Source organism: Mixta mediterraneensis (genome assembly GCF_014946725.1).
In the GTDB taxonomy this organism is placed as follows: Bacteria; Pseudomonadota; Gammaproteobacteria; order Enterobacterales; family Enterobacteriaceae; genus Pantoea; species Pantoea mediterraneensis.
The window spans coordinates 323,677-345,343 of record NZ_JACFXY010000001.1; the positions used below are offsets into that span (position 1 = coordinate 323,677).

The 21,667-nt window shown below is 52.9% G+C and carries 24 protein-coding genes and 4 pseudogenes; 5 read left to right on the forward strand and 23 right to left on the reverse strand.

The window, feature by feature from the left end:
- Positions 1–19: 19 nt before the first annotated feature.
- Together nadA and H2P46_RS01575 are read right to left on the reverse strand one after the other, a co-directional pair.
- On the reverse strand, positions 20–1,081 hold the full coding sequence (gene nadA / locus H2P46_RS01570; RefSeq protein ID WP_193403481.1) for a quinolinate synthase NadA: 1,062 nt from the start codon (positions 1,079–1,081) through the stop codon (positions 20–22).
- 155 nt (positions 1,082–1,236) lie between these two features.
- A complete protein-coding gene (locus tag H2P46_RS01575) occupies positions 1,237–1,722 on the reverse strand; it encodes a methylated-DNA--[protein]-cysteine S-methyltransferase (protein ID WP_193403482.1) in 486 nt (161 codons plus the stop codon).
- Between the two features lie 160 nt (positions 1,723–1,882).
- On the opposite strand from H2P46_RS01575, the pseudogene H2P46_RS01580 reads away from it, so the two are divergent.
- Positions 1,883–2,896, forward strand: a pseudogene (locus H2P46_RS01580) (bifunctional transcriptional activator/DNA repair enzyme AdaA); the annotation flags it as partial.
- A gap of 5 nt (positions 2,897–2,901) precedes the next feature.
- On the opposite strand, the pseudogene H2P46_RS01585 reads toward H2P46_RS01580, so the two are convergent.
- Positions 2,902–3,707 (reverse strand): annotated as a pseudogene (locus H2P46_RS01585) (IS5 family transposase).
- A gap of 58 nt (positions 3,708–3,765) precedes the next feature.
- Between H2P46_RS01585 and H2P46_RS01590 the strand changes: the two are divergent.
- From H2P46_RS01590 to tnpC, 4 genes and pseudogenes are all read left to right on the forward strand, one after another.
- A pseudogene (locus tag H2P46_RS01590) lies at positions 3,766–4,203 on the forward strand (DNA-3-methyladenine glycosylase family protein); the annotation flags it as partial.
- Positions 4,204–4,325: 122 nt separating this feature from the next.
- A complete protein-coding gene (gene tnpA, locus H2P46_RS01595) occupies positions 4,326–4,961 on the forward strand; it encodes an IS66-like element accessory protein TnpA (protein ID WP_193403483.1) in 636 nt (211 codons plus the stop codon).
- Positions 4,958–5,305: an IS66 family insertion sequence element accessory protein TnpB gene (gene tnpB, locus H2P46_RS01600; protein WP_193403484.1), complete on the forward strand. Its 348-nt coding sequence runs from the start codon at positions 4,958–4,960 to the stop codon at positions 5,303–5,305. Before tnpA ends, tnpB begins: the two co-directional genes overlap by 4 nt.
- A gap of 19 nt (positions 5,306–5,324) precedes the next feature.
- Positions 5,325–6,896, forward strand: a complete 1,572-nt coding sequence (gene tnpC / locus H2P46_RS01605; protein WP_193403485.1) for an IS66 family transposase — start codon at positions 5,325–5,327, stop codon at positions 6,894–6,896.
- A 13-nt stretch (positions 6,897–6,909) separates the two neighbouring features.
- Here the strand turns inward: tnpC and H2P46_RS01610 are convergent.
- The 20 genes and pseudogenes from H2P46_RS01610 to H2P46_RS01705 form a co-directional block, all read right to left on the reverse strand.
- Positions 6,910–7,551: pseudogene (locus tag H2P46_RS01610) on the reverse strand (baseplate J/gp47 family protein); the annotation flags it as partial.
- On the reverse strand, positions 7,544–7,888 hold the full coding sequence (locus H2P46_RS01615) for a contractile injection system sheath initiator (RefSeq protein WP_193403486.1): 345 nt from the start codon (positions 7,886–7,888) through the stop codon (positions 7,544–7,546). The gene H2P46_RS01615 and the pseudogene H2P46_RS01610, both read right to left, overlap by 8 nt.
- Entirely contained in the window at positions 7,885–8,577 is a 693-nt protein-coding gene (locus tag H2P46_RS01620; protein WP_193403487.1) for a Gp138 family membrane-puncturing spike protein, read from the reverse strand. Before H2P46_RS01620 ends, H2P46_RS01615 begins: the two co-directional genes overlap by 4 nt.
- A gap of 3 nt (positions 8,578–8,580) precedes the next feature.
- Positions 8,581–9,396 (reverse strand): baseplate hub protein, encoded by an 816-nt coding sequence (locus H2P46_RS01625; protein ID WP_193403488.1) that lies wholly within the window; start codon positions 9,394–9,396, stop codon positions 8,581–8,583.
- Positions 9,389–9,682, reverse strand: coding sequence for a phage baseplate plug family protein (locus H2P46_RS01630; RefSeq protein ID WP_193403489.1), 294 nt, complete (start codon positions 9,680–9,682; stop codon positions 9,389–9,391). Before H2P46_RS01630 ends, H2P46_RS01625 begins: the two co-directional genes overlap by 8 nt.
- A 5-nt stretch (positions 9,683–9,687) precedes the next feature.
- Positions 9,688–10,197, reverse strand: a complete 510-nt coding sequence (locus tag H2P46_RS01635) for a phage baseplate protein (protein WP_193403490.1) — start codon at positions 10,195–10,197, stop codon at positions 9,688–9,690.
- Positions 10,194–11,870: a hypothetical protein gene (locus H2P46_RS01640; RefSeq protein WP_193403491.1), complete on the reverse strand. Its 1,677-nt coding sequence runs from the start codon at positions 11,868–11,870 to the stop codon at positions 10,194–10,196. Before H2P46_RS01640 ends, H2P46_RS01635 begins: the two co-directional genes overlap by 4 nt.
- Positions 11,871–11,952: 82 nt before the next feature.
- Complete coding sequence (locus H2P46_RS01645) at positions 11,953–12,411, reverse strand: hypothetical protein (RefSeq protein ID WP_193403492.1); 459 nt, start codon at positions 12,409–12,411, stop codon at positions 11,953–11,955.
- 41 nt (positions 12,412–12,452) lie between these two features.
- Positions 12,453–12,905, reverse strand: a complete 453-nt coding sequence (locus H2P46_RS01650; RefSeq protein WP_041474485.1) for a phage tail fiber protein — start codon at positions 12,903–12,905, stop codon at positions 12,453–12,455.
- Positions 12,906–12,915: 10 nt separating this feature from the next.
- Positions 12,916–14,403 carry a DUF3383 domain-containing protein gene (locus H2P46_RS01655; RefSeq protein WP_193403493.1) on the reverse strand — a complete coding sequence of 496 codons (1,488 nt, stop codon included), beginning with the start codon at positions 14,401–14,403 and terminating at the stop codon, positions 12,916–12,918.
- 13 nt (positions 14,404–14,416) lie between these two features.
- Positions 14,417–14,932 (reverse strand): phage gateway protein, encoded by a 516-nt coding sequence (locus tag H2P46_RS01660; protein WP_193403494.1) that lies wholly within the window; start codon positions 14,930–14,932, stop codon positions 14,417–14,419.
- Positions 14,922–15,290: a phage collar protein gene (locus tag H2P46_RS01665; protein ID WP_193403495.1), complete on the reverse strand. Its 369-nt coding sequence runs from the start codon at positions 15,288–15,290 to the stop codon at positions 14,922–14,924. Before H2P46_RS01665 ends, H2P46_RS01660 begins: the two co-directional genes overlap by 11 nt.
- A complete protein-coding gene (locus H2P46_RS01670) occupies positions 15,290–15,748 on the reverse strand; it encodes a hypothetical protein (protein ID WP_193403496.1) in 459 nt (152 codons plus the stop codon). Before H2P46_RS01670 ends, H2P46_RS01665 begins: the two co-directional genes overlap by 1 nt.
- A complete protein-coding gene (locus H2P46_RS01675; RefSeq protein WP_193403497.1) occupies positions 15,745–16,185 on the reverse strand; it encodes a DUF4054 domain-containing protein in 441 nt (146 codons plus the stop codon). Before H2P46_RS01675 ends, H2P46_RS01670 begins: the two co-directional genes overlap by 4 nt.
- On the reverse strand, positions 16,182–16,526 hold the full coding sequence (locus H2P46_RS01680; RefSeq protein ID WP_193403498.1) for a hypothetical protein: 345 nt from the start codon (positions 16,524–16,526) through the stop codon (positions 16,182–16,184). Before H2P46_RS01680 ends, H2P46_RS01675 begins: the two co-directional genes overlap by 4 nt.
- A gap of 44 nt (positions 16,527–16,570) precedes the next feature.
- Complete coding sequence (locus tag H2P46_RS01685) at positions 16,571–17,638, reverse strand: major capsid family protein (protein ID WP_193403499.1); 1,068 nt, start codon at positions 17,636–17,638, stop codon at positions 16,571–16,573.
- A 15-nt stretch (positions 17,639–17,653) separates the two neighbouring features.
- The gene (locus H2P46_RS01690) at positions 17,654–18,151 is read right to left on the reverse strand and encodes a structural cement protein Gp24 (RefSeq protein WP_193403500.1); all 498 of its coding nucleotides are present in this window, start codon (positions 18,149–18,151) and stop codon (positions 17,654–17,656) included.
- Positions 18,151–19,440, reverse strand: a complete 1,290-nt coding sequence (locus H2P46_RS01695) for a DUF2213 domain-containing protein (protein WP_193403501.1) — start codon at positions 19,438–19,440, stop codon at positions 18,151–18,153. The genes H2P46_RS01690 and H2P46_RS01695 overlap by 1 nt, the downstream gene beginning before the upstream one ends.
- The gene (locus H2P46_RS01700; protein ID WP_193403928.1) at positions 19,437–20,150 is read right to left on the reverse strand and encodes a phage minor head protein; all 714 of its coding nucleotides are present in this window, start codon (positions 20,148–20,150) and stop codon (positions 19,437–19,439) included. The genes H2P46_RS01695 and H2P46_RS01700 overlap by 4 nt, the downstream gene beginning before the upstream one ends.
- Positions 20,140–21,666 (reverse strand): phage portal protein, encoded by a 1,527-nt coding sequence (locus H2P46_RS01705; protein WP_193403502.1) that lies wholly within the window; start codon positions 21,664–21,666, stop codon positions 20,140–20,142. The genes H2P46_RS01700 and H2P46_RS01705 overlap by 11 nt, the downstream gene beginning before the upstream one ends.
- Position 21,667 lies beyond the last annotated feature (1 nt).

The window sequence follows — 21,667 nt, forward strand, 5'->3', positions numbered from 1 at the left end:
CACCAGTAAAAGGCGTACGTCAGGCGTTGCCTTTTACATTAAGTTTAAGTTCCGCTGCAAAGGATAGCATGCGATTCAGGGGCAGTAATGCCGCTTCCCGTAATCCCGCATCAACATGGATTTCATGCGCCTGCCCGCCGGATGCCAGCCCATCCGCTATCGCTTTTAAGCCGTTCATCGCCATCCACGGACAATGCGCACAGCTGCGGCAGGTAGCACCCTCGCCCGCGGTTGGCGCTTCCAGTAATTCTTTCTCTGGCACGGCTTGCTGCATTTTGTAGAAGATACCGCGGTCGGTCGCCACAATCATTTGGGGATGCGGCAACGTTTTAGCCGCCTGAATTAGCTGGCTGGTAGAACCCACCGCATCAGCAAGATCAACAATGGCCTGCGGTGATTCTGGATGAACCAATACCGCCGCATCAGGATAAAGCCATTTCATCCGCTGAAGCGCCTGGGTTTTAAATTCATCATGCACGATACAGGCGCCTTGCCAGCACAGCACATCTGCGCCGGACTTTTGCGTGACGTAGCGGCCCAGGTGACGATCCGGCGCCCAGATAATTTTTTTGCCAAGGCTGTCGAGATGTTCGATCAGCTCAACCGCAATACTTGAGGTGACAACCCAGTCGGCCCGCGCTTTAACTGCCGCTGAGGTATTGGCATAAACCACTACGGTACGATCAGGATGCGCATCGCAAAAGGCGCTGAACGCTTCAATCGGACAGCCAAGATCGAGCGAACATTCAGCCTGTAAGGTTGGCATCAAAACGGTTTTTTCCGGGCTGAGAATTTTTGCCGTTTCGCCCATAAAACGCACACCCGCGACCAGCAACGTGGTCGCCGGATGGCTGCTACCAAAACGCGCCATCTCCAGTGAATCTGCAACGCACCCGCCAGTTTCTTCTGCCAGCGCCTGAATGTCGGGATCGGTGTAATAATGCGCCACCATCACCGCATTACGCGCTTTGAGTAACTCTTTGATCTTTGCACGATAAAATTCTTTTTCATTATCGCTTAAGCGGGCAGGTTTTGGCGGAAAAGGATAAATGGCGCTTTCAGGATCGAACATTACACTCATAACACCGCTCTCGTTTTATCTAATTAACAAAAGTCGTCATTTATAACGACTTATGGCGTTCGCTTCGCCATCATGTTTTATATGCTAAACACGATAGCGGAAAAGCGTACAAGTGTCGTGCTTTTTTTGCGCATGTTTTTTAACGATGCGAGGCGTTATACATCTGGCGTTGTCTCAAGCTGCAACAGAAATGCTTTTACGTCGAGCCCGCCAGCAAATCCGGTCAGCTTGCCGTTAGCACCAATTACCCGATGGCAAGGCGCAACAATAGAAAGGGGGTTTTTCCCGTTTGCTGCACCCACCGCGCGCATCGCCGTCGGGTGGCCGATCTGCTCGGCAATCTGGCGATAGCTTCTTGTTTCACCGAATGGAATCGCCACCAGCGCTTGCCACACTTTCTTCTGAAATTCAGTGCCGGCGAAATCCAGCGTCAGGGTAAATTGCTGACGAGCGCCGGCAAAATATTCCAGCAGCTGTTTTTCAGCTTCACATAAAACCGGATGCCTGTCGTTGCGTTCCAGGGGGGCCAGACGCACCCGTTTAGGATTGTCGTTCTGCCATAAGATCGCCGCAAGGCCAAGATCGCTGGCAATTAATTTCAGTTCGCCAACTGGCGTGACAACAGATTTGTAGTAGTACATGGTGTATCTCCCGCCAATGTGATGACACGCATTATCGCACTTTTATCATGACAAACTGGCTGTTTCCGGTCATCGCGATAAACTAGTGTGCTGTCCGAAAACAGCCAGTTCGTGACGTGTTGCGGGTATAGGCTGGCGCTTTATTTAGCGGAGATTTTTCATGCTCGATCCCGATAGCGCTTATCAGGCGTTAACCTCGCGTGATACGCGATTCGACGGCGTTTTTTATGTTGGCGTGACATCGACCGGAATTTATTGTCGGCCCGTTTGCCCGGTAAAAGCGCCCATGCAGAAAAATTGTCTGTTCTTTGCCAGTGCCGAGGCCGCAGAAAAGGCGCATTTCCGTCCCTGCTTACGCTGCCGTCCTGAACTCGCGCCGGGTAACGCGCCAGTCGATCAACCTCACCGGATAGCCGATCGCCTGGTTCAGCGTATAGAAGAAGGTTTGCTGGAAGAGCACGAAGGGCTGGACGAAATTGCCGCCGAGTTTGGCCTGAGTTTACGTCAGTTAAGACGCATTGTTCAGCAAGAGCTGGGAGTATCACCGCTGGAATTGAAACAGACGCGCCGCATGCTGTTAGCCAAGCAGTTGCTTACTGAAACTCGCCTGCCCGTTATCGATGTTGCTTACGCCAGTGGATTTAGCAGCCTGCGCCGCTTCAATGATGTCTTTCAGGCACGCTATCGCATGACGCCGAGTGCCTTACGCAAAGAAATTGCACAACCAACCCAATCGTATCCCGGCGATACCGCACAACTGCGTCTCAGCTATCGTCCACCTTATGACTGGCTGGCTATGCTGAATTTTTTACAGATTCGGTTAATGAAAGAAGTGGAAGCGATTGAAGGAGAAACTTATCGCCGTACTGTCGCTCTGGGTAAGTATCGCGGCTGGATCAGTGTTTCACATCTGCCCGCTAAAAACGCGTTACATGTGACGTTTACTACCTCATTAATACCGGTATTGCCTGCTCTTTTACGTCGGCTGCGCGACCTGTTTGATCTGAACGCCCAGCCATTGCTGATTGCAGCTCATCTTCGCCAGGATCCTTTATTAGCTTCCAGTATTATTACCTTTCCCGGCCTGCGCGTACCGGGCGCATTTGACGGGTTTGAGATGGGCGTTCGCGCTATTCTGGGTCAACAAATTACGGTTAAGGCGGCAACGACACTAAGAACCTATCCCAAAAGGATTTTATTCCAGACAATGATGCTGCAAGCAAAATGCAGCATCGCCTCGTAGTTTTCGACTTTCTTCTCCCATCGCGTCAGTATGCGGCGAAAGCGATTCATCCAGCTATGCGTTCTTTCCACAACCCAACGATGAGCCCTGAACTCGCTGTTTTTAATTGCCTCAGACTCCTCTTTCCCCGACTGGATATGAGGTTCATAACGACGAGCTTTCAAACAAATTTCCACCCATTCAGCCTCATAGCCTTTGTCCATACACAGATGCAGCCTGCGACCCGGCCTGCCGGTCTGTAGCGCGTCCAGCGTATCTTCAACCAGTTTTATGTCGTGGGTATTTGCCCCTGCGACAGCCAGCGAGAGCGGAAGCCCGTTCCCGTCGGTCATCAGGCTCCGCTTTACTCCCTGCTTCCCCCTGTCAGTCGGGTTGCGACCTGTTTTTTTGAGCCTGCAAGGGGCGATTTTGTCATGCAGCCATCCATCGACAACCATGACCAGTCAATGGCATCCCGCTTCTCGCAGGCAAGCAGCCCGTTTTGCCAGAAGCGTTCAAATACTCCAGCATCCCGCCATTCCTGAAAGCGGCGGTGGGCTGAGCTGGATGAGCAAATATCCGTGGCATTCAGGGCATTCCATTGGCAACCGGTTCTGAGCACAAAGAAAATGGCGTTCATTGCGGCACGATTATCAACACGTCTACGATGCGTGCCCAGCGGATGGTGGGTTTTATGTTCCGGGAGAAGTGGAGCCATTTTCTCCCAGAGTTCATCGCTGATCTGCCACTTGTTGCCCGCCATACTTCGCCCTCAAAAATTGCCATTATTTACGATCTGACAATTCCTTTTGGGATAGGTTCTAAGTAGTCGTTTCGCTCAGGCTTTTGGCGAGCCATGTCTGACGCCTTTCGCCGACTTATCGCGCTATTCAGCCCATCCACAGCATATCGCTGAAGCCACGATCGATGATATTGCCAGGCTCGGCATTGTCAGCGCGCGTTCTAACGCTATTTTGGTCTTTGCTACCGCCTGCGCTGAAGGTGCGCTGCGCTTTAACGCGACGCTATCGCCTGATGAAATGATGAGGCTGCTGGTGAGCTTGCCGGGCATTGGTCCATGGACAGCGCATTACATTGCGATGCGGGCGCTACGCTGGCCTGATGCTTTTCCAAAGGAGGATATTGCGATTCGCAATAATCTTGGTGGGCTAACGCCGCGTGCCGCAGAAGAACGCTCGCAACAATGGCGCCCCTGGCGCAGTTATGCGGTGATGCATATATGGAAGAGTCTGTCTTAACTCAAAACCTCGCTGGATAAATGCACCTTCTGGCATGGATGGTTAGCTCAATTTATCGTTTTGTTTTTCAGGCGTAAGCGTCTCATCCAGACCGTCTTTTATTTTTGCCCGCGTTTCCTACCATGGACACTTTCGCGAACATGGACACTACCGTGGACAAAAATACGCCTTACACCAGAAGACCATGGATCTTCACAGCGCTGAGCCTGCGCTTTAATGAGGCTCTGACTTACCGTGAAATAGCAGAACAACTGAACCTTAGCTCATCTGCCATACATAAAATGTTCACGCGTTTTCGACGAACCGGAATTAACTGGCCATTGTCGGAAGAATACACGCCTGAACGCCTGGAGGAAGAGCTCTATGCCTTCAATCTTGAGACAAATCTTCCTGTAAAAAAACGCCGGCCGGACTGGCCTCTGGAATTCAAAATTCGCATGGCGGAGCTGACCCTGCAGCCGGACGCCTGTGTGGCTCAAATTGCCCGTGAGCATGGCATTAACGATAATCTGCTGTTCAACTGGCGCAATCTGCATCGTCAGGGGCTACTGGATCCGGCCAACAGAGCGACTCTGATTCCGGTTACTATGGAGCCTGTTGTCCCTCCGCCCAGGCAAAACGGCGTCGTATCAGCAGACCTGCCACCGGTCATCAGCTGCAGGCTGACGTTGCCAGGTGGAAGCCTCAACCTGACTGGCCCGCTGACGCCTGAACTTCTGCGCGCACTGGTCAGCGAACTCAGGGAGGGTGAGTCATGATTAGCTTTCCGGCAGGTTCGCGGATCTGGCTGGTTGCTGGCGTGACAGATATGCGCTGTAGCTTCAACGGGCTGGCAGCGAAAGTGCAGAACACGCTTCGCACCGATCCGTTCAGCGGTCATCTGTTTATCTTTCGCGGTCGTCGCGGCGACATGATAAAGGTGCTGTGGGCCGACCGGGACGGCCTGTGCCTGTTCACCAAACGACTGGAGCGGGGGCGCTTCGTCTGGCCGGTGACCCGTGACGGAAAAGTGCATCTGACGCCTGCGCAGCTCTCCATGCTGCTGGAAGGCATTAACTGGAAGCACCCACAGCGGACTGAACGGCCTGGCCTGCGGATATAACCTGCTGTAAAATGGGGTTATGGACGCATCCCTTCCCGATGAAAACGCCCGGCTCAGGGCGCTGCTGCTGGAGCAGCAGACCACCATCCGCAAAATGGCGGAGTATAACCGCCTGCTCTCACAGCGGGTGGCGGCGTACGCCAGCGAAATCAACCGGCTGAAGGCGCTGATCACTAAGCTTCAGCGCATGCAGTTCGGCAAAAGCTCCGAAAAGCTGCGTGAGAAAACGCAGCGCCAGGTGCGCGAGGCTGAAGAGCGCATCGGCGCCCTGCAGGAGGAGATGGCTGAGGCGCTGGGTGAGCAGCATGACCCGGTGGTTCCGCAACCGCTGCGCCAGTCTTCTGCCCGTAAACCATTACCGGCCACACTCCCCCGCGAAACCCGCACGCTGTCGCCGGCAGAAACCGCCTGCCCGTCGTGCGGCGGAGAGCTCAGCGCGCTGGGCTGCGACGTATCGGAGCAGCTGGAGCTCATCAGCAGCGCCTTTAAGGTTATCGAAACGCAGCGGCCAAAACTGGCCTGCTGTGGATGTGACCACATCGTTCAGGCGACCATGCCGGCAAAACCCATAGAGCGCAGCTACGCGGGTCCCGGGCTGCTGGCGCGCATCGTCACGGCAAAGTTCGCAGAGCACACGCCTCACTATCGTCAGTCAGAGATATACCGGCGTCAGTGCGTGGAGCTGAGTCGTGCCACACTGGGGCGCTGGTCCGGTGCGGTCAGCGAACTGCTGGAGCCGCTGTATGACCTGCTGCGCCAGTACGTGCTGATTCCGGGCAAGGTGCATACCGACGATATCCCTGTGCCGGTTCAGGAGCCGGGCAGCGGTAAAACCCGCACGGCCCGGCTGTGGGTCTACGTGCGGGACGACCGTAACGCGGGCTCACCGCTTCCCCCGGCGGTGTGGTTCGCGTACTCGCCGGACCGTAAGGGGATACATCCGCAGCAACACCTTGCCGGATACAGCGGTATCCTGCAGGCCGATGCTTACGGCGGCTACAACGCACTGTACGAAGACGGCCGTATCGCCGAAGCGGCCTGCATGGCGCACGCCCGGCGAAAAATCCATGACGTTCACGTCCGCACACCGACCGACGTCACAACCGAAGCGCTGAAGCGCATCGGTAAACTGTATGCCATCGAGGCGGAGATACGCGGCAGCCCGGCAGAGGAGCGGCTGGCGGTCCGGAAAGAGCAGACGGTCCCGCTGATGCAGTCGCTGTACGACTGGGTACAGGCACAGATGAAGGTGCTGTCGCGCCACTCGGATACGGCGAAGGCGTTCTCGTACCTGCTGAAGCAGTGGGATGCGCTGAACCTGTACTGCAGCAACGGCTGGGCCGAGATAGACAATAACATCGCAGAGAACGCGCTGCGTGGCGTTGCCCTGGGGCGGAAAAACTGGCTGTTCGCGGGTTCAGACGCGGGCGGGGAACGTGCTGCGGTACTGTACTCGCTGATCGGCACCTGCCGGCTTAACGGCGTGGAACCGGAGGCGTGGCTGCGTTGCGTCATCGGTCATATCCAGGACTGGCCGGTGAACCGGGTCCGTGATCTGCTGCCCTGGAAGGTCGATCTCACTTTTGTCTGAGCGTCAATACGGTCTGGATGAGACGCTTACTGATCGCCTCTCCGACACTCACCGTATTTTTGGCGAGCGTATTTCTGCGACGACGCCGGGTACGTATGTCGGATTCCGCTACCCTACCCAGCACCGCATCAGCCGGATTGTTTACGGTTTCCCAGCCAAGAACCGAACTTGCCACCCGGACAAGTCCACCGGCCCCACAGCCTACTGGCCCGGTTTTAACCGAGCGCATATCACCTTTTGTTACCCCATCATTCCCGATAATCAGTACGCTGGTCGTTTCAAACGCATCCCCTGCCTGCGTTTCGGCCAGAGAGCCTTTCGGTATCAGAGTCTGTGGTACGCCTGCAAACTCCACATTCGTCAAAAAAGAATGCGTTGCGGACAGCCGCTGCCCGCCCATCAGCGCCCAGATAGCATCGAGAAAGATCCCCCCGGCTATGTCCGGGTTAATCTGGTTCGCCAGTTCTGCGTTATTGCGGGCGATGGCGTCCCGATTTTCCACTTCCATTGTGACAAGTGCGCCCTGCGGTGTTTCCGGCGACAGGTCAATTTCCTGACCAAAGACATCCCGGAACTCATTTTCAACCTGCTCCCGCAACGTGGAGGTGTCAGGGATGATCACTCCTGTGCTTGCTATAAACTGATAATCAGACATTAAGCGTTATCCTCCCGTAGAGGGTGCTGATCACGGCGGTGTAATGAAGCTCGTTGTTTTCAATCGATGCAGAAAAGGAATCGACTGCCAGAACTTGAGAAATTTCCCGCATACGGTCGCGGAACGCCGCCTCAAACATTGGCAAATCAGCATCGCGGCCAAAGGTGGTTTTCCAGTAAGGTATTCCCTTGTCCATCCTGTGCAGCATTTCACCCCGTAACGCTCTGGCATAGTGCATACAGCAATTTTTCACCGCCGCTTCATCACGAACCAAAGCCAGGTTGCCATCGTTTCCGAGGTAAATATCATTACCTTCAGTAACATCAAACGTCATCATACCGGCACCCCACTGTTGCCCGATCCCGGCTGAACACCGCTATGCTGGTGATCAGCGCCAATATTTTTACCGTTATGTCGCATAGTCCCGCCGTTTGACTCACTGTTACCGTTGGTCTGGTGATTGCCGTTCACCGTCACGTTGCCGTTAAAAATGCTCTCAGCAGCGTTAACTTCAAACACTGGCGTATCCAGCACCGCCTGCCCGTTATGCAACGCCAGACACACGCTGCCATCCAGCGACTGGATCACCAGCGCATCAATATTTTTGCCATCCACCATCCAGCCTTTAACGCTGTCTGGAAAAAACATCGCATCACTGAATGATTTCAGCCGGTGGGTATTAGGCTCATCCTCCAGACCGCCGCGCTGAAAAATCAGACTGATATCGCGATCATTGGCTTTCAGCCAGCCAAAATCCCCCGGTTTTAGCGGCACCCGGATAAAGAACCCGCCGCCGCCAAAGCGGAAAACAGGAATATTATGAACAGGAGCGCGGGGTATTCTTTGCCCTTCGGTTGACACCATCATCACCAGCGGTTTAATCACCGCGCGGTTCGTGGCGTCGTCATAACTGACCACCGTTGCGGGTAACATATCGTCGGTGTTCATCATCAGGTTACGAAAAGCGCCCATAAGCTGCCCTGCCAGACTGGATTCACTGGCAATATCGGTATTCGGTTTATTCATTGGTTAAGCCCGTTTACAGGTGGCCTGATAAAAGAAGGGATCGTCGTGTGAGGCAACATCGAACTTAAGCTGCTCGATGATGTAATCACCATCTAAAGAAGGGTTAAATTTACTCTCCAGCCGTAACGTGCCGCCCAGGCTGGATTCACCGTCGATAAGCCAGGTCACGTCCAGGCCTTTTTCGGTGGCTTTGGGTAGCCCGACCATCCCGGTATTCTGGTTGATAATTTTGACTCGCCCTTTGACCGCACCGGCTTCGTCCTTCACATACAGAACATCATCATCGATAAAGGCTTTAACGCCACCACCATCCTGCAACCGCTCGACCTGTTTCAGCTTTGAGCCGCAAAAATACCAGTTAGCAATATTTTTATCCGTGGCCTGAAAGTCGAGACGTACACCGCAGTCCCGCGCAATCCCTGCGGATATTTCACTCAGCTTACTCTTCGCACCGGAGGACGTTGCCACAATATCCCGCGCACTGCCGTTACCCGTTTTTGCTTTCAGCGTTAACGTCACGTCAGGCGGGCTGGAGGGTTCAGCACTGACAATATCACCCACGAAAAGGCGAAATACGCCGGTACTCGCCCTCCCGGCTTCCAGTATAAGCCGGGAGGGTTGCTTGCTTTTGTTATAAGGGCTGGTTTCCGTCAACAGCATATTGCGGGTGGTCGCATTCAGCCCATCAATGCTGACCGTGCATTCATTCTGCAACGGATTCGCATATTTGGTGCCGCTTGCCTTTACGCGCATCCCTTCATACCACTGTATATGCCCGCTGACTTCTACCCCCACCCTGATCCGCCTTAAATCAATCATCCGACCCCCAGAATACCAGGCTTTGCGTTTTGCCGAATTCCTCATACCAGGGCAGGGCATCGCGTTCTGTGATAAACGCAAAATTACCGGCTGGGGTCAGATAAGAGTAGGGTATTAAGGGTGCATCGGTCGTCGCTCTGGTTGCCAGCATGACAACCTCATCGTTGCGGCGTATGTCACACACCATCATATTTCTCGCGACTTTGATCGTCAGATCCCAGCGGTTATCATCAATGGTAATTTGCAGGCGCTGGTTCGGCACCGGGTTTAACGGTATTTCACGCATCGTGCTTATCCTCCCAGAACCCTGACCAGAACCGATTTTTTCCGTTCTTCGGATACCGATTTTGTCTGTGCACCGCCCCTTTTAACGGTACTGGTCTGCAATGGCTTCTGAACTTTTTTGGGCGGTAGATCTCCGTATTCGGGTGTTACACTGCGCCACTCGGTGAACCGTAAAGACAACTGGATAGCATCGGCCATCTCAGCGGTCTCATCGTGGTAGAAATTGACCAGCAGCATAGGCTGGTAGGTTTTGACTCTGGTCTGAATGCCTACCAGCTTGTTTTGTTCCCAGGCTTGTTGCATCAGGCCAAAAGCATTTTTAAGCTCACCGGATAAAATCAGATCCATGCCAATTTCCACGGCCTGCACAACAACATGATCGCTACGGGTTTCCCCTGACTCGACCTGAAAAGTGGTGGCTTTGTGCTCGTCGCGGATATTGATTTTTATCGGGCTGGCGGTTTCAAACAGCGTGGTAAAACTGTCGGTATCGAAGATTTTTACATCAGTGATCATATTGCCAGCCCCGTTTGCGTTTGCTGCCCCAAATCCTGCAACTGTTCCTGCAATGCGTCTTTCGTGCCCGCCGCCATGCCTTTAGCATCGGTTGCTTTGGTTTCAACCTTCACTTCCCCAATATTCAGGGTGGTTTCATTTTTCACGCTGGAACGATTGCTGATAGCAGTGCTGGTCACGGGGTTAAGGGGGTGATTATTCGCCGCTGCAATTTGGGCTTTTCCCTGCTCGACCATATTCTGTGTATCCTGCTGTGGTGAAGGATGTTCAGCTTCAGGAATACGGTGCGTCACCTCTCCCTCAGCGCTGATTTTACGCTCTACGGTGAGTTCTTTTTCATCATCAGCACCAAACCAGCCCGCAACGACTGACCAGCCTTTCTGGATGGTATCCAGACCGCCGCTTATCCAGCCAATCACCTTCTGCACCTGCTCCCACATCCAGGTAAATATGCCGACAACAGCATCCGCCACGTTATCGAAGACGCCCCCGAACTGTGCGCCCCATTTAACCAGACTTTTTATTGACTCCAGCAACCAGCCAATAAACTGGTTCAGGGCATTATTCATTGTGTTGTAAGCATCAACCACTACATCAGCAACGAATTTAGCGGCGATTTTCAGGTACTCAAACAGGGTCTTGAATGCTTCCCACAGCGTCATAATGACCTGTTTAAGCTCAGGATAGGCATCAAGAATTCGCCCGATCATTGAATCATTACCGTCGATAAAATTCATGATGTCGTCGTAAACCAGCGCGAACGCTGCGGCAAGCGCCGCAATGATGGCGATAATAGCGAGTATTGGCCAGGTTGCTGCCAGCGTGGCAGCAGCGGCGGCAAGCATCGGAGGAACGTAGTACGCTGCAACAGCCACACCGATCGCGAGGAAAAAACCGATGATGAGGTTCTTATTTTCCCGGCAAAAACCAACAAATTTACTTAAGAATTCCATGCCCTTAGTCAGGTAAGGCAACACCATTTCGAGGAAGCTGTTTTTTAACAGGCCGGATGATTGCCTGAACCCCTGCATGGCCTGATTAAAGCGCCGGGACTGTTCAATACTGTCTTTGGTAATGCCAGAGTATTCTTTTTGCAGGCCCATCATGCGTTCCATCTCATGACGGCCCTTCATCATCAACTCAATCGTTTTGTCGTCCGTCACCCCAAGGTTTGCAAGGTGCGATTTGGCTTTATCAAAACTCATCCCCTTTACTTTATCTGCTGTAGCGAGGATTTTTTCCATAGAGTTCGTGGTGCCGCCAAAGGCTTTTGCCATTGCCGACAAATCAGCCTGAGCACTTTCCCTCGCGCCCCCCAGCTCGGCAACTGAACCGGCGAAAGCATCCACATCCGCCGTCGCCACATTGATCTTCTTGCCCAGCTTATCAAGCGCCTCCACTTCCTCCGCGCGTGAAACAGACTCGCTGAAAATGGAAGATACCCCCAACAATACGCCAAGTACCCCAAGGGTTTTCTGGGCTAATGCGGCAACGCTGGTTTCCGTGCCGCTGGCAAAATCACTGACGCTTTTTGCCGCTTTATCGGCTTCATGCTGGGCCTGTTTCATACCATCAATAATATCGTCGGTAGAACGCTGAACATTTTTAAACGCCGCGTCGGCCTGCCGGGTGTCGAATTCAAACACCTGCACAAAGGTATCTAACAGAGACATTATCGGTTTCCTGCGGCGGCGAGCGCCTCGTTATAGCGGTTAGTCACAGCGATTTCCCACAAGTCCATCGCCTCTTCCAGGTCTATTGAGGTTTTGAGTTCTGTGAAGCTGGCGAGTTTTTCTGAGATGATGACTGCAAAGAATCCATCAGCGTTTTTATAATCGACGGGAGTGAATCGCTGATTTTGCCCAGCAGGTAAGGCAGGAAACCTTTGCTCCCGGCGTTGCCGAAAAAACTGGTGTTGTACCTCAGCATCTCCAGTTCAAGGCGGATCAGCGCTTCACCGTCCGGTACATGGTTATCAATCAGCGTCTGGGTTTTCAGGCAAATTTCTGCACCATCCCGCACGACTGCCACATTAGCCATCATTTTCAGCATGGCTTCTTTACCGATTTCGTAGTCGCCAATTTTAGGTGCGTTCGACAGCGGATATTTTGCCAGGATTTCACGCCCCAGCGTGGCGGGCAGACGGCTGATCACAAAGGTGTGCATCTCACCATCAACATCTTTAATTTCAATATCTTTCGGCTTAATGAGCATAATGGCCCCAATAAAAAAGGCGGGATGTTCCCGCCTGATAGTTAACGAACGCGCGTACTGTCAAAGTCCTGGAACACAAAGGTATAAGCCTTTGATTTAAGACGCCCACCGCTGGCAGCTGAGTTACCCCGACTACCGTTGGTAATTTTTCCGTTTCGCGCGGTAGTGGTCGCGCCGTCACCGTAGGACGCCACGAGCGTAATAATATCTCCGGCGTGTCTGCGGCCACGTTTCGCCGTGTTGGCTTCCAGCAGGATCGCCAGATTCTGATCTTCTTCACTCCCCGGTAGCACGTTTATCGTCACAGCCTGCGGGGTTGGTGTTGACCAGGACACCAGATTGCCATTGATATCCATGCCGGTCTGGGCGATATCGACAGCAGGCAGATCGAACGGGTCGGCATCATCGGCGAAAGCCGTTACCAGTATTCCTGCCGGAAAGGTTGTACTGGCCTGAACCAACAGACTGAGGCCAGTTGCAGATACATCATTCATCATTTAGTCCTTATACCAGGTTGTGCGAGCCTTCGACCTTACGTACCCAGTCGCCTTTACCGTAAATCAGTACGTATTTCATCACGTATTCCGGCAAGCCAGATGGCCCGGTACTTTCAACAATCTGCGCGTTGTACCAGTAGCCCTTGTCCTGAATATCGTGCCACGCTAAATCGTCACCAGACGCATCAGCCACCGCGAGTTTCTGTACATCCGAGAGCGTTTTGCCGGGGAGGATGGTGCCGTTATTCACTGCTTTGGTCACGGCTCCGGCGATAATCATCATTGCCCTGGCCTCACCATCGCGGTTTGCAGGTACGCCGCGCGTCGCCAGCAATAAAGAAAACCATTGCTGTGCAATGTAGGCTTTTAACCATTGCTCATTGGCATGAACGCTCATGTCCAGCGGTGCGGTACCCGGCCCGCACAGGAAACCACGCTGGTAAAACGCAATATGTGAACCCGCCACCGCCGTTTCGCCGTAATAGTTGACGCGCAACTTATCCAGCTTGTCGGCATCCAGATCGGCGGTTACCTGTGCCGGGGACGGCACGCCCAACTGACGAAACATATAGTTGGTGGGGGGGGTTGTTCGGTCATAGTCCGTTGCCGCCATAACCGCCATCGGTAACGCCTGAGCATAAAAATTATCCTCGGTTTTAAGATTCAGCGCCGTTGACGCTGTACCTATCAACGCCGCGCTAAAAGCCTCCGCATCTGTTGCGGAAATATTCAGATGTAGCTGGTATTTCACGTTCTCACCTGCCACATACTGAGCAAGGGCAACGACCTGTTCGAGCGTCAGTGGGTCGATAAAAGTCGCACTGCCGAATGAATCCGAGATTTTCTCTGCCGCCATAAAGGCTTCTAGCGGAGTTTGTGCGGTATTTCCGGGCAAGGCTTGTCCGCGAGATAAACCCATCGCATCCGCAAGAGCGGAAGACTCAACGTTAATGTTTGCTCGCTCCGGTACCCCACCACCGAGTTCAAACGTGCCGCTGATAGCGATAAAAGTCACTCTGGCAGAAGCGAAAGCGGGTTCAGATTCAGCATTTAGCTTTTGCTGTACGGTCGAGGCTACATCGGCGTAGGACTTGGCCGTAGAAAGATCGATTTCGGTGAGTTCTTTACGAATATTACCGATAATCACCGTGAGTGTTCCGGTAGTGATCGCCTTCAACTCGTCCAGACTGGCCGCATCCCCTCCCGAAAGCGTCGGTGCCCGACCGGTTGGTACCCAGGGTGCTACCTGCAATTCTCTCGGCTTATTGACGGGGGCCGGGCTGGTATAGCTGAAATATTGCCGGGCAAAATTCGCTTCGGGAGAGCTGGCCCCCAGAAACTCATCAATCTGACCGCTGGCGAATTCCAGCACATCACCGGATGGAATTTTTGCGTTTTGAGAGAATATGCGGCCCGTCAGTTTGCGCATCGGTACAGCAGACGCGCCAATGACCGCACTCGCAATGCTGACATAGCGTGTTTGTTTGATTGGCATGGTTAAACCTTAATTAAATGCGGTGAATATCAGGATAAAGCGCTTTTACTGCTGTGGTGTTTGGGAACATTTCGCGGTGGAATGTGACGTTAAAATCAAACGAGGGGTTCTGTTCATAATCCCCCTGGTCATTGATAAAATAAGGCGTTCGAATACCAGAAGCACGTTGTACCCCCACACCCTGTTTTTTTAGCGCATCAATAAAAGGTAGTGAGTTCACTATCATTCGAACCGTGGCAGTCAGGTCGGTTGCTGTAAGTTCACTGGCATCGGAAACCAGCCCCTGAACCTGCAACGTTTTTTCTACCAACTGAGTTTCTTTGTGATTCGCATCAGTGCCAGCAACCTGATAGTTTCGCGCCTGCCATCCGTGGCCTGCCTCGTTGATGGGAAAGAACATAACAAAGCTATCTTCCCTCCCCTGCTTTGTTGACTGGAAACCGGCAACAACAGGTATCGAAAGCCCCGCATCATTCATTTGCGCCAGCATCTGGTGCCGGATGACAATGTAAACCTCGTTATCCGTCATAGCTTCCAGCCTCAATGCAAAGAACAGACTTCCAGCCGTCCTGCGCGTACCAGTCTGCATCACCAGTGACGTCATAGCGCTTGCCGTTGAACACCAGATAATCCGGTGCATCCCCCCGCTGGATGGCGTGAATATCGTGCGAAGTGTAGAGCCGCCGATAAACTTTGCCGGTCACCAGCCCCATTTCCTGTACATCCTGCGTATCCACCGCCTGCCAGCTACCCGTGACCGGTTCGGGCGAATGGTACTGCGCTACCCATTTGCCAAGGTCGTCTGTAGTGCGCGACTTAAACCGATACCAGAAAGCCGTCTGCTGTGGGATCACCCGTGCGGCCACATTGTAGAGATTGCCAAACATTATTTGTCCTCCACTGTATAAGTGACCGTCTGCAACATCTGTCCGGTATCTACCAGCGGTTTTGTTGAGGCTTTACCTTTGCTGTGTCTTCTGGCTCTGCCCCGGATGGTGGATGTATCCAGCGGAGGCGTTGTCAGGGTACGGATGGCATTCTTTACATCCCCCGCAGCTTTGGCTCCAATCTGATTCAACCCATCGTTAAGCGCAATACTGCCTGCAACAGAAGCATTAACGGCTTGCGAGATGAGATTTTTGTAACCAGCGGCATTCTCTGTCATTGCCGGACGCAGGAAAGGCCGGGGCGGGATGCCGCCAGCCGGATACCCAAGTTCCTGAATGGCCGCGACATAAGCAATCGGCGTACCGTCAGGGTATTTACTGTGCTCAAAAAATCCGATCTTCAACTGCTTTTTGTTCAGTTCATCGTAGACCGCTTTCAGCCTGGCAAAATTACTCATCGTCTCAGCCTCCCGCGCATCGGAAACCGGCCACCCACGCTACGAAAGGCCGCACGTTCTCCCATGCCACCGATATAGCGCGGTACACTACAGCGTTTAATCAACGCCAGATATTGCTGGCCGAATGGCGTCAGGTTGTACCAGTGTGACCAGTTTGAACTCGTCGGCGGGGCAGCAAATGATACGCTCACTTTATCGATCGTGGCGCTGGTCACCGCCCCTGAAGGGGATTCTCCTTTAGCCGCCATCTGGCGCAGCGTCAACATATGCGCAACCACCAGCATCCACAGTTCACTGGTGCAGATCCCGTGACATTCCGAGAAATAACAGGTTGCTGATTTGGCGATAATAAAAATATCATCAGCAGGCACATCGTTAAACTGTGGGTAAAGCACACGAAATGCTTCGAGGGGAAAGGTGCCAGCATCCATAATCATTTACCTTTTTTGTTGTTTTTCGGAACCTCTTTATTTTCTGCTTCAAGAGATTCAGGCGTATCTGGCGCTGACAGATCGCTGGCTTCCATATTGGTCGCCACTTTTTCGGGATCGGCTTTTATTTCTTCAACCGCGATAAAACCATTTTTTTCATGTAGCTGAAAAACATGATTCTTTCTAAGTAGGGCGTACTGCTCATCGGTAATTTCAGTAACACGACCACGTGGGGTGTACATTTGTCTGGTCATGATATTGGCTTTTCCAGCAATAAATAACGCTCCACCCGCTTCCAGTGAGTAATTCTGGTCACTGGAAAGCGTGGAATAAACGTAGATAGGCATGGGTAATCCTTAAAGATTAAGCCCTCAAAAATTGAGGGCTGTTATCAAAGACCGGTCAGACGGGTGATCGCCCAGGGACGGGTGACAATGACACCAGCAGTGGCATTAGTGGCATCTTCCAGATAGCCCTTGATCTGATTCTCAGACCCCAGCAACTGGTATTTCACCGGCACAACCTGCAAAATTGTTGCACTGGTTGCGGTAGAACCATCATCCACGCTATCGGCAAACATATAGGCAATATTTGCCCCGCCATTCGCACCTTTGAATTCAGGTGAAAAGACCTGGCGCATATTGGAATAGTTGTTGTTGATCCACTCTTTGACGGTTTCACCTTTAGCGACCGGATTAGAGATGTTCAGCGCAGAACGGAAACCCAGCGGCAACGTCAACGTGATCGGCGTATCATCGCGAATAATTCCGCCTGAATTTGCTTCCAGACGTGAAAACATCGCGGTGATGTCACCAGTGATTTGCGCAAATGTTGCGCCCTGCCACGGTGCTGTCGCAGTTTCATAGGATGGCAGGTTTGGGTCATTTAACAGACCAAAAACACGGGTAGTCGGGCTGTTAAAACCCTGATAGCCGACTCGCTCACGCCCCTGCTCCAGTGACTCAGTAGCAGCAACGCGTTTTTCTGCTGCCGCCTCAAAACCCGCCGCCGACTGGCGAGCCTCCTCCAGCTTACCTACCTGAAAACCTTGCTCAAAACGTACAATACCGCGACGTTCCTGATCCTGCGCATAGGAAGCCAGCGGGATATTAGTGTGGTCACCGTACAGTTCTGGTTTGCCTACCGGCGTTGCCACGTTCAGGATGATCTCTTCATCGTGCCACTCACCCGCGTTCATTACTCCGGTAATTTCATCAAGAACACGAACACGGGTCGCCGTGCGGATAAGACCCGGTAAAACATGTTGCAGCATTTCACGATGAATAAGACCACCGCTTACCGCAGGGCCGGTTAACGCGGAGTCCATCGCCGCAAGGCCACCGAAGCCAAGTTGCCCCAGCTCGTTGTACGTCCACTTTTGATCGGGCTTAATATTCAGCGGCCCACGTCTGCGGATCTCGCGGCCAGACATATAAAATTTTTCTTTGCTTAACGCCATTTTATTACTCTCCGATTACGGTTCAGGGGTTATGGCTCGATCTGGATATGGGATCTCGGTCAGGCGAACAAGACAGAGATGGGGTGTTTCAGCAGAACCAACGTGACGTGATACAAAGCCAATCGCTTTGTCTCCGGCGACCAGTGTGGCTTTAGCGGTCAGTTCGCCGTCAGCGTTAAACACCACTGGCATGTTAATTGCGTTAGCCGATTCGCTAACTTCGACGTATACCTCTCCCATAGTGAGAAACTCCCCCTGAGTCCCGTTGCGGGCATATTCGGTCTCGATACGATACGCTTTCGGGTTAATCATGATCCCCGCAAACGCCCCATTACCGCCCGGCTGCACAGATTCAACACTGGCGTCTTTGTAGGTATAGGCCAGACCAAACAGATTCTTTTTTTCGTCGGCTGAGTCCAGAACGGCACTGGTGGCGCGAAGTGGGCCAAAGTGGCTGACTTCACCGACTACGCCGGAGATCATGCCGTTTGCTACAGATTTAGGGATTGCCATTATTTATCGCCCCATTTATCTAAAATTGACTGGTTGCTGACGGCCTTATCCATCGCAACAGACGGCTTTTGGGAATCCGGTACTCGTCCCTGCATCCACGCATCAAGCGCGATAGCCTCAGTGCCTTTACCACACTGGATACCCAGCTTTTCAACGCCATATTCTGCGACCTGTTGCGCAGTCATGGGCGCATGATCGAACACACCAACGAATGGCGTTAACTTACGCGCCAGTTCATCGCGGGCACCGATTTGTTTCAGCAACGCACCGGTATCCATTGTCGGTTTGCTTTTCTCCAGTTTTGCCACCTTGCGTTTCAGCGCGGCGATGGTATCAACCGTGCCAATACTTCTGCGCAGGCGTTTAAGCCGACGACTGAGACTGTCAGTGGTAGCCTGGTCGAGCTGCTCTTTCGCCTCCTCGATAGCCGATTCTGCCGACTCGATAGCCGTTTCAGCATTTTCGATAGCGCCAGGCTCCCCGGTTTCTGCTGCCTCCGCTGCTGCCTCAGCCGCTTCTACCGCCGCCTCCGCGCCTTCTTCTGCCGCTGCTGCCCCTTCGGTTGCTGCTGCCGGATCAACGGGGTCAGCAGGGTCTGCGGGTGCAGTCGGATCGGGATCGTCCGTAGTTGGCTTACCCGCCGCCAGCGCTGCCACAACAATCTGTTTGATTTGCTCAACCTGTTCGGGGGTAAAACCACCGTCATCAGTTGTGGGCTTGTTTTTGTCATCATCTGGATTCATGCGAATGAGTTCCTTGGTATCTATGGTTATAACGTGATCCTGCACGGAGACATCGGGGCCAGTTCGCCCCTCGTCCACCAGCGCAAGGTGGTTTGCTCTGATATGCCGCTGAACAGCGTCATAGGGCTGGCCGTTGAAATTGCCAGGGGTGAAGTCATAGCGGCATCGATAGCCGGGAGATAAATCTATTTTTCCGCTGCTGATATTGCTCAGGGCGGAGTTAGATAGAATTTTGATGTTTCCCCGTAAGTAGGGGTAATCGAACCAGATATTTTCACCAATGACGCCCTGTATCCCTTTTTTCTCAGCAGGGGTGGCGTCTTTACCCAGCATTTCGTGCTCATCAATGAAGGGCATCAGCCGGAAAGAGTTAATCGTATCGATGCTACGTAGCTCCTCCTCCGGTCGATAGACACGATAGATACGGCTGGGGTCAGGAGCATTAATTTCAGCCCCCAGATAATCAAAAACCCCAACTTTTGAGATGGGGTTGTCTTTTACTTCCAGCCAGCCATTGAGGTCATACGTTCGTTTAGTTTCGTTCATGAGGTGTCACCAAAATCCACAACCGGCGTCCAGAAGCATTTGCAATTAGGCAACGTACCGGGTAGGCCACGCTGACCGGTTTTTTCATCAATAACAGGAGGGTTATCCAGATCGAACGTCTGGCCGTCTAACCTGAGATGCAGTTCTCTGGGTTCAGCGCTACCGGCTGAGTGATGCCAGACTGCTTTACGGATACCGGCTGATTTCATCCGCTCATAGTTAGATACCGTGGTGATTTTCCGGCTCTGATCCACAGCGATAAACTGCGCCCGTTTTTCTGTCACCGTGCCGGTTTGCCTGATTTCGTCGAGAAGGGTTTTGGCTCCCTCGCCTGGGTGGCTGACGGATCGCAGCGCAGCGCCTTCAATCCTGCGATGAATCTGTTCAGGAATGGTTTTAATCAGCGCGACGTTCTCTGCGGTGGCAGCGGTTAAACGCTCTTTCATCTCACCCGGCATATCTGGCGTCTTTATTGTCAGCCCCCCGGATAGCGTTTTTAGTGAATCGTCCAGGTTGCGTTGCGCGGCCAGATCGGTCTGGGAAACAAACTTATCCGCTATTTCTGCCGCTTTTTTGTTGAAAATACCGTCCCATTTACGTTTCAGGCGGTTCAGCCAGATACGGGTCTGGCTGGCAACGCTGGCATCCATACCAACCGGCGCAAAGTCGTCATTCAGTTGGGTAAAGGTTGCCTGATAGTCAGCTATCATCTGGCGCACCAGTTGCGACATAGCCTGGCTGTAGCGTGTTGCCGGGGCGGCTGGATAGGCCAGCGGTTTCCCCTTCATTACCGCCTGACGGGATGCCGCCCATCGCGCCCGATTCTCCCGGAATCTGATTTTCTTCTTCATCGGTCATGTCCAGCCCGTAGTAACTCGACTCTTTATCCGCCGCCAGCTTTTTACGAATGTCGTAGCCGTCAATGGCTCCGGCTGTAGCATATGCAGAGGCTGTTTGTGCCTGTTTCAGTTCAATATCGGCATATTCTGCTGCGGTCGGGCTATCCAGCGGTTTCCAGTTGATACTGACCTCAACAACGGGCAGGCCCGCGCTACGCAACAACATATCGAAATGGCGCTGTAACAGTTCTTCAAGGTCGTTCGACTGAATACTCTCCAGTTCCTCGCGATAGCTGGCTTCCTCGTACTCCCCCGTGGCGTTAAAGCCTTTCGGTGTAGTGCCAAGAAGTTTTGTGGCCGGAACATTCGCACCCGCCGCGACCAGTTGATATTGCGTCATAATGGTGGCATCGAGATCGGCCAGTGAGGTATCAAACTGCTGCACGGTATCCTGACTTCCGGTAACGTGAACGCCGTAGTTGTCACGCATTTCAATGAAATAGGACATATTCTCGCTGACGGTCGCTTTATCTGCGCTTTCCAGATCGCTGATACCCATCGTCAACAGACGCTTGGTCATCGCCAGTTCAGGGGCTTCGTTAGCTGTACGTTCTGAGGCATAAACGCGCTCGTAGATGCGCTCAGGCACGGATACGCCAAAATAGTTGTAGGTCGGCTTGAGAACATTCGGTACCGGGAAGGGCACGAATTTAACAAAATGCGATTTATGGTACCGGCGACCGGCGATCACGTAATACGTGGGTTCGTAAAAATCCAGCCCTGCCGGATCTTGCAGATTGGCCTCCGTCAGTTCAGGCGTCACCCACTGCGGGTCGATCTGCTTGATACCCTTGTAACTTCCTCTGACCACACCATCGATGTTAAAGGGGTTTTCATACCACTCTTTGGGGTTTGAAGTCTCAACGACAAACAGCGCCAGACGACCACCATATACGCGACCAAAATGGATCAACTCTTTCATCGCCTGATTGATGCGGTATTTTTTGCTGCGTTTTATGAGCAATTTAGCGACATCTTTATCGTCGCAGTCCAGGTCATAGCCCTGCCGGATAGCATCACGCGCGGGCATATTACACGCCTTATCCACCAGCCAGTGTTTGGCTATCACCGCGCACATATTGTTGCCGATAAAGCCCTGGCTGGCGTACCACATAGCCTGTGCTTCGGGAACACCGTAAACATTCCCACCTTTAAATGCAGGCACGGAACCATCGATGGAGTCCATCGCCACACCGCTAATAACAGGTTGCGGTAAGTCCAGACCGTTAAATCCCTCCGAACGCGCCAGTGCGGGGTAAAGCTGAGTGGTGAACGCCGACCGTTTAACCGGCGCGACCTGATTTTTACGCCTCTTAAACGGCCACATA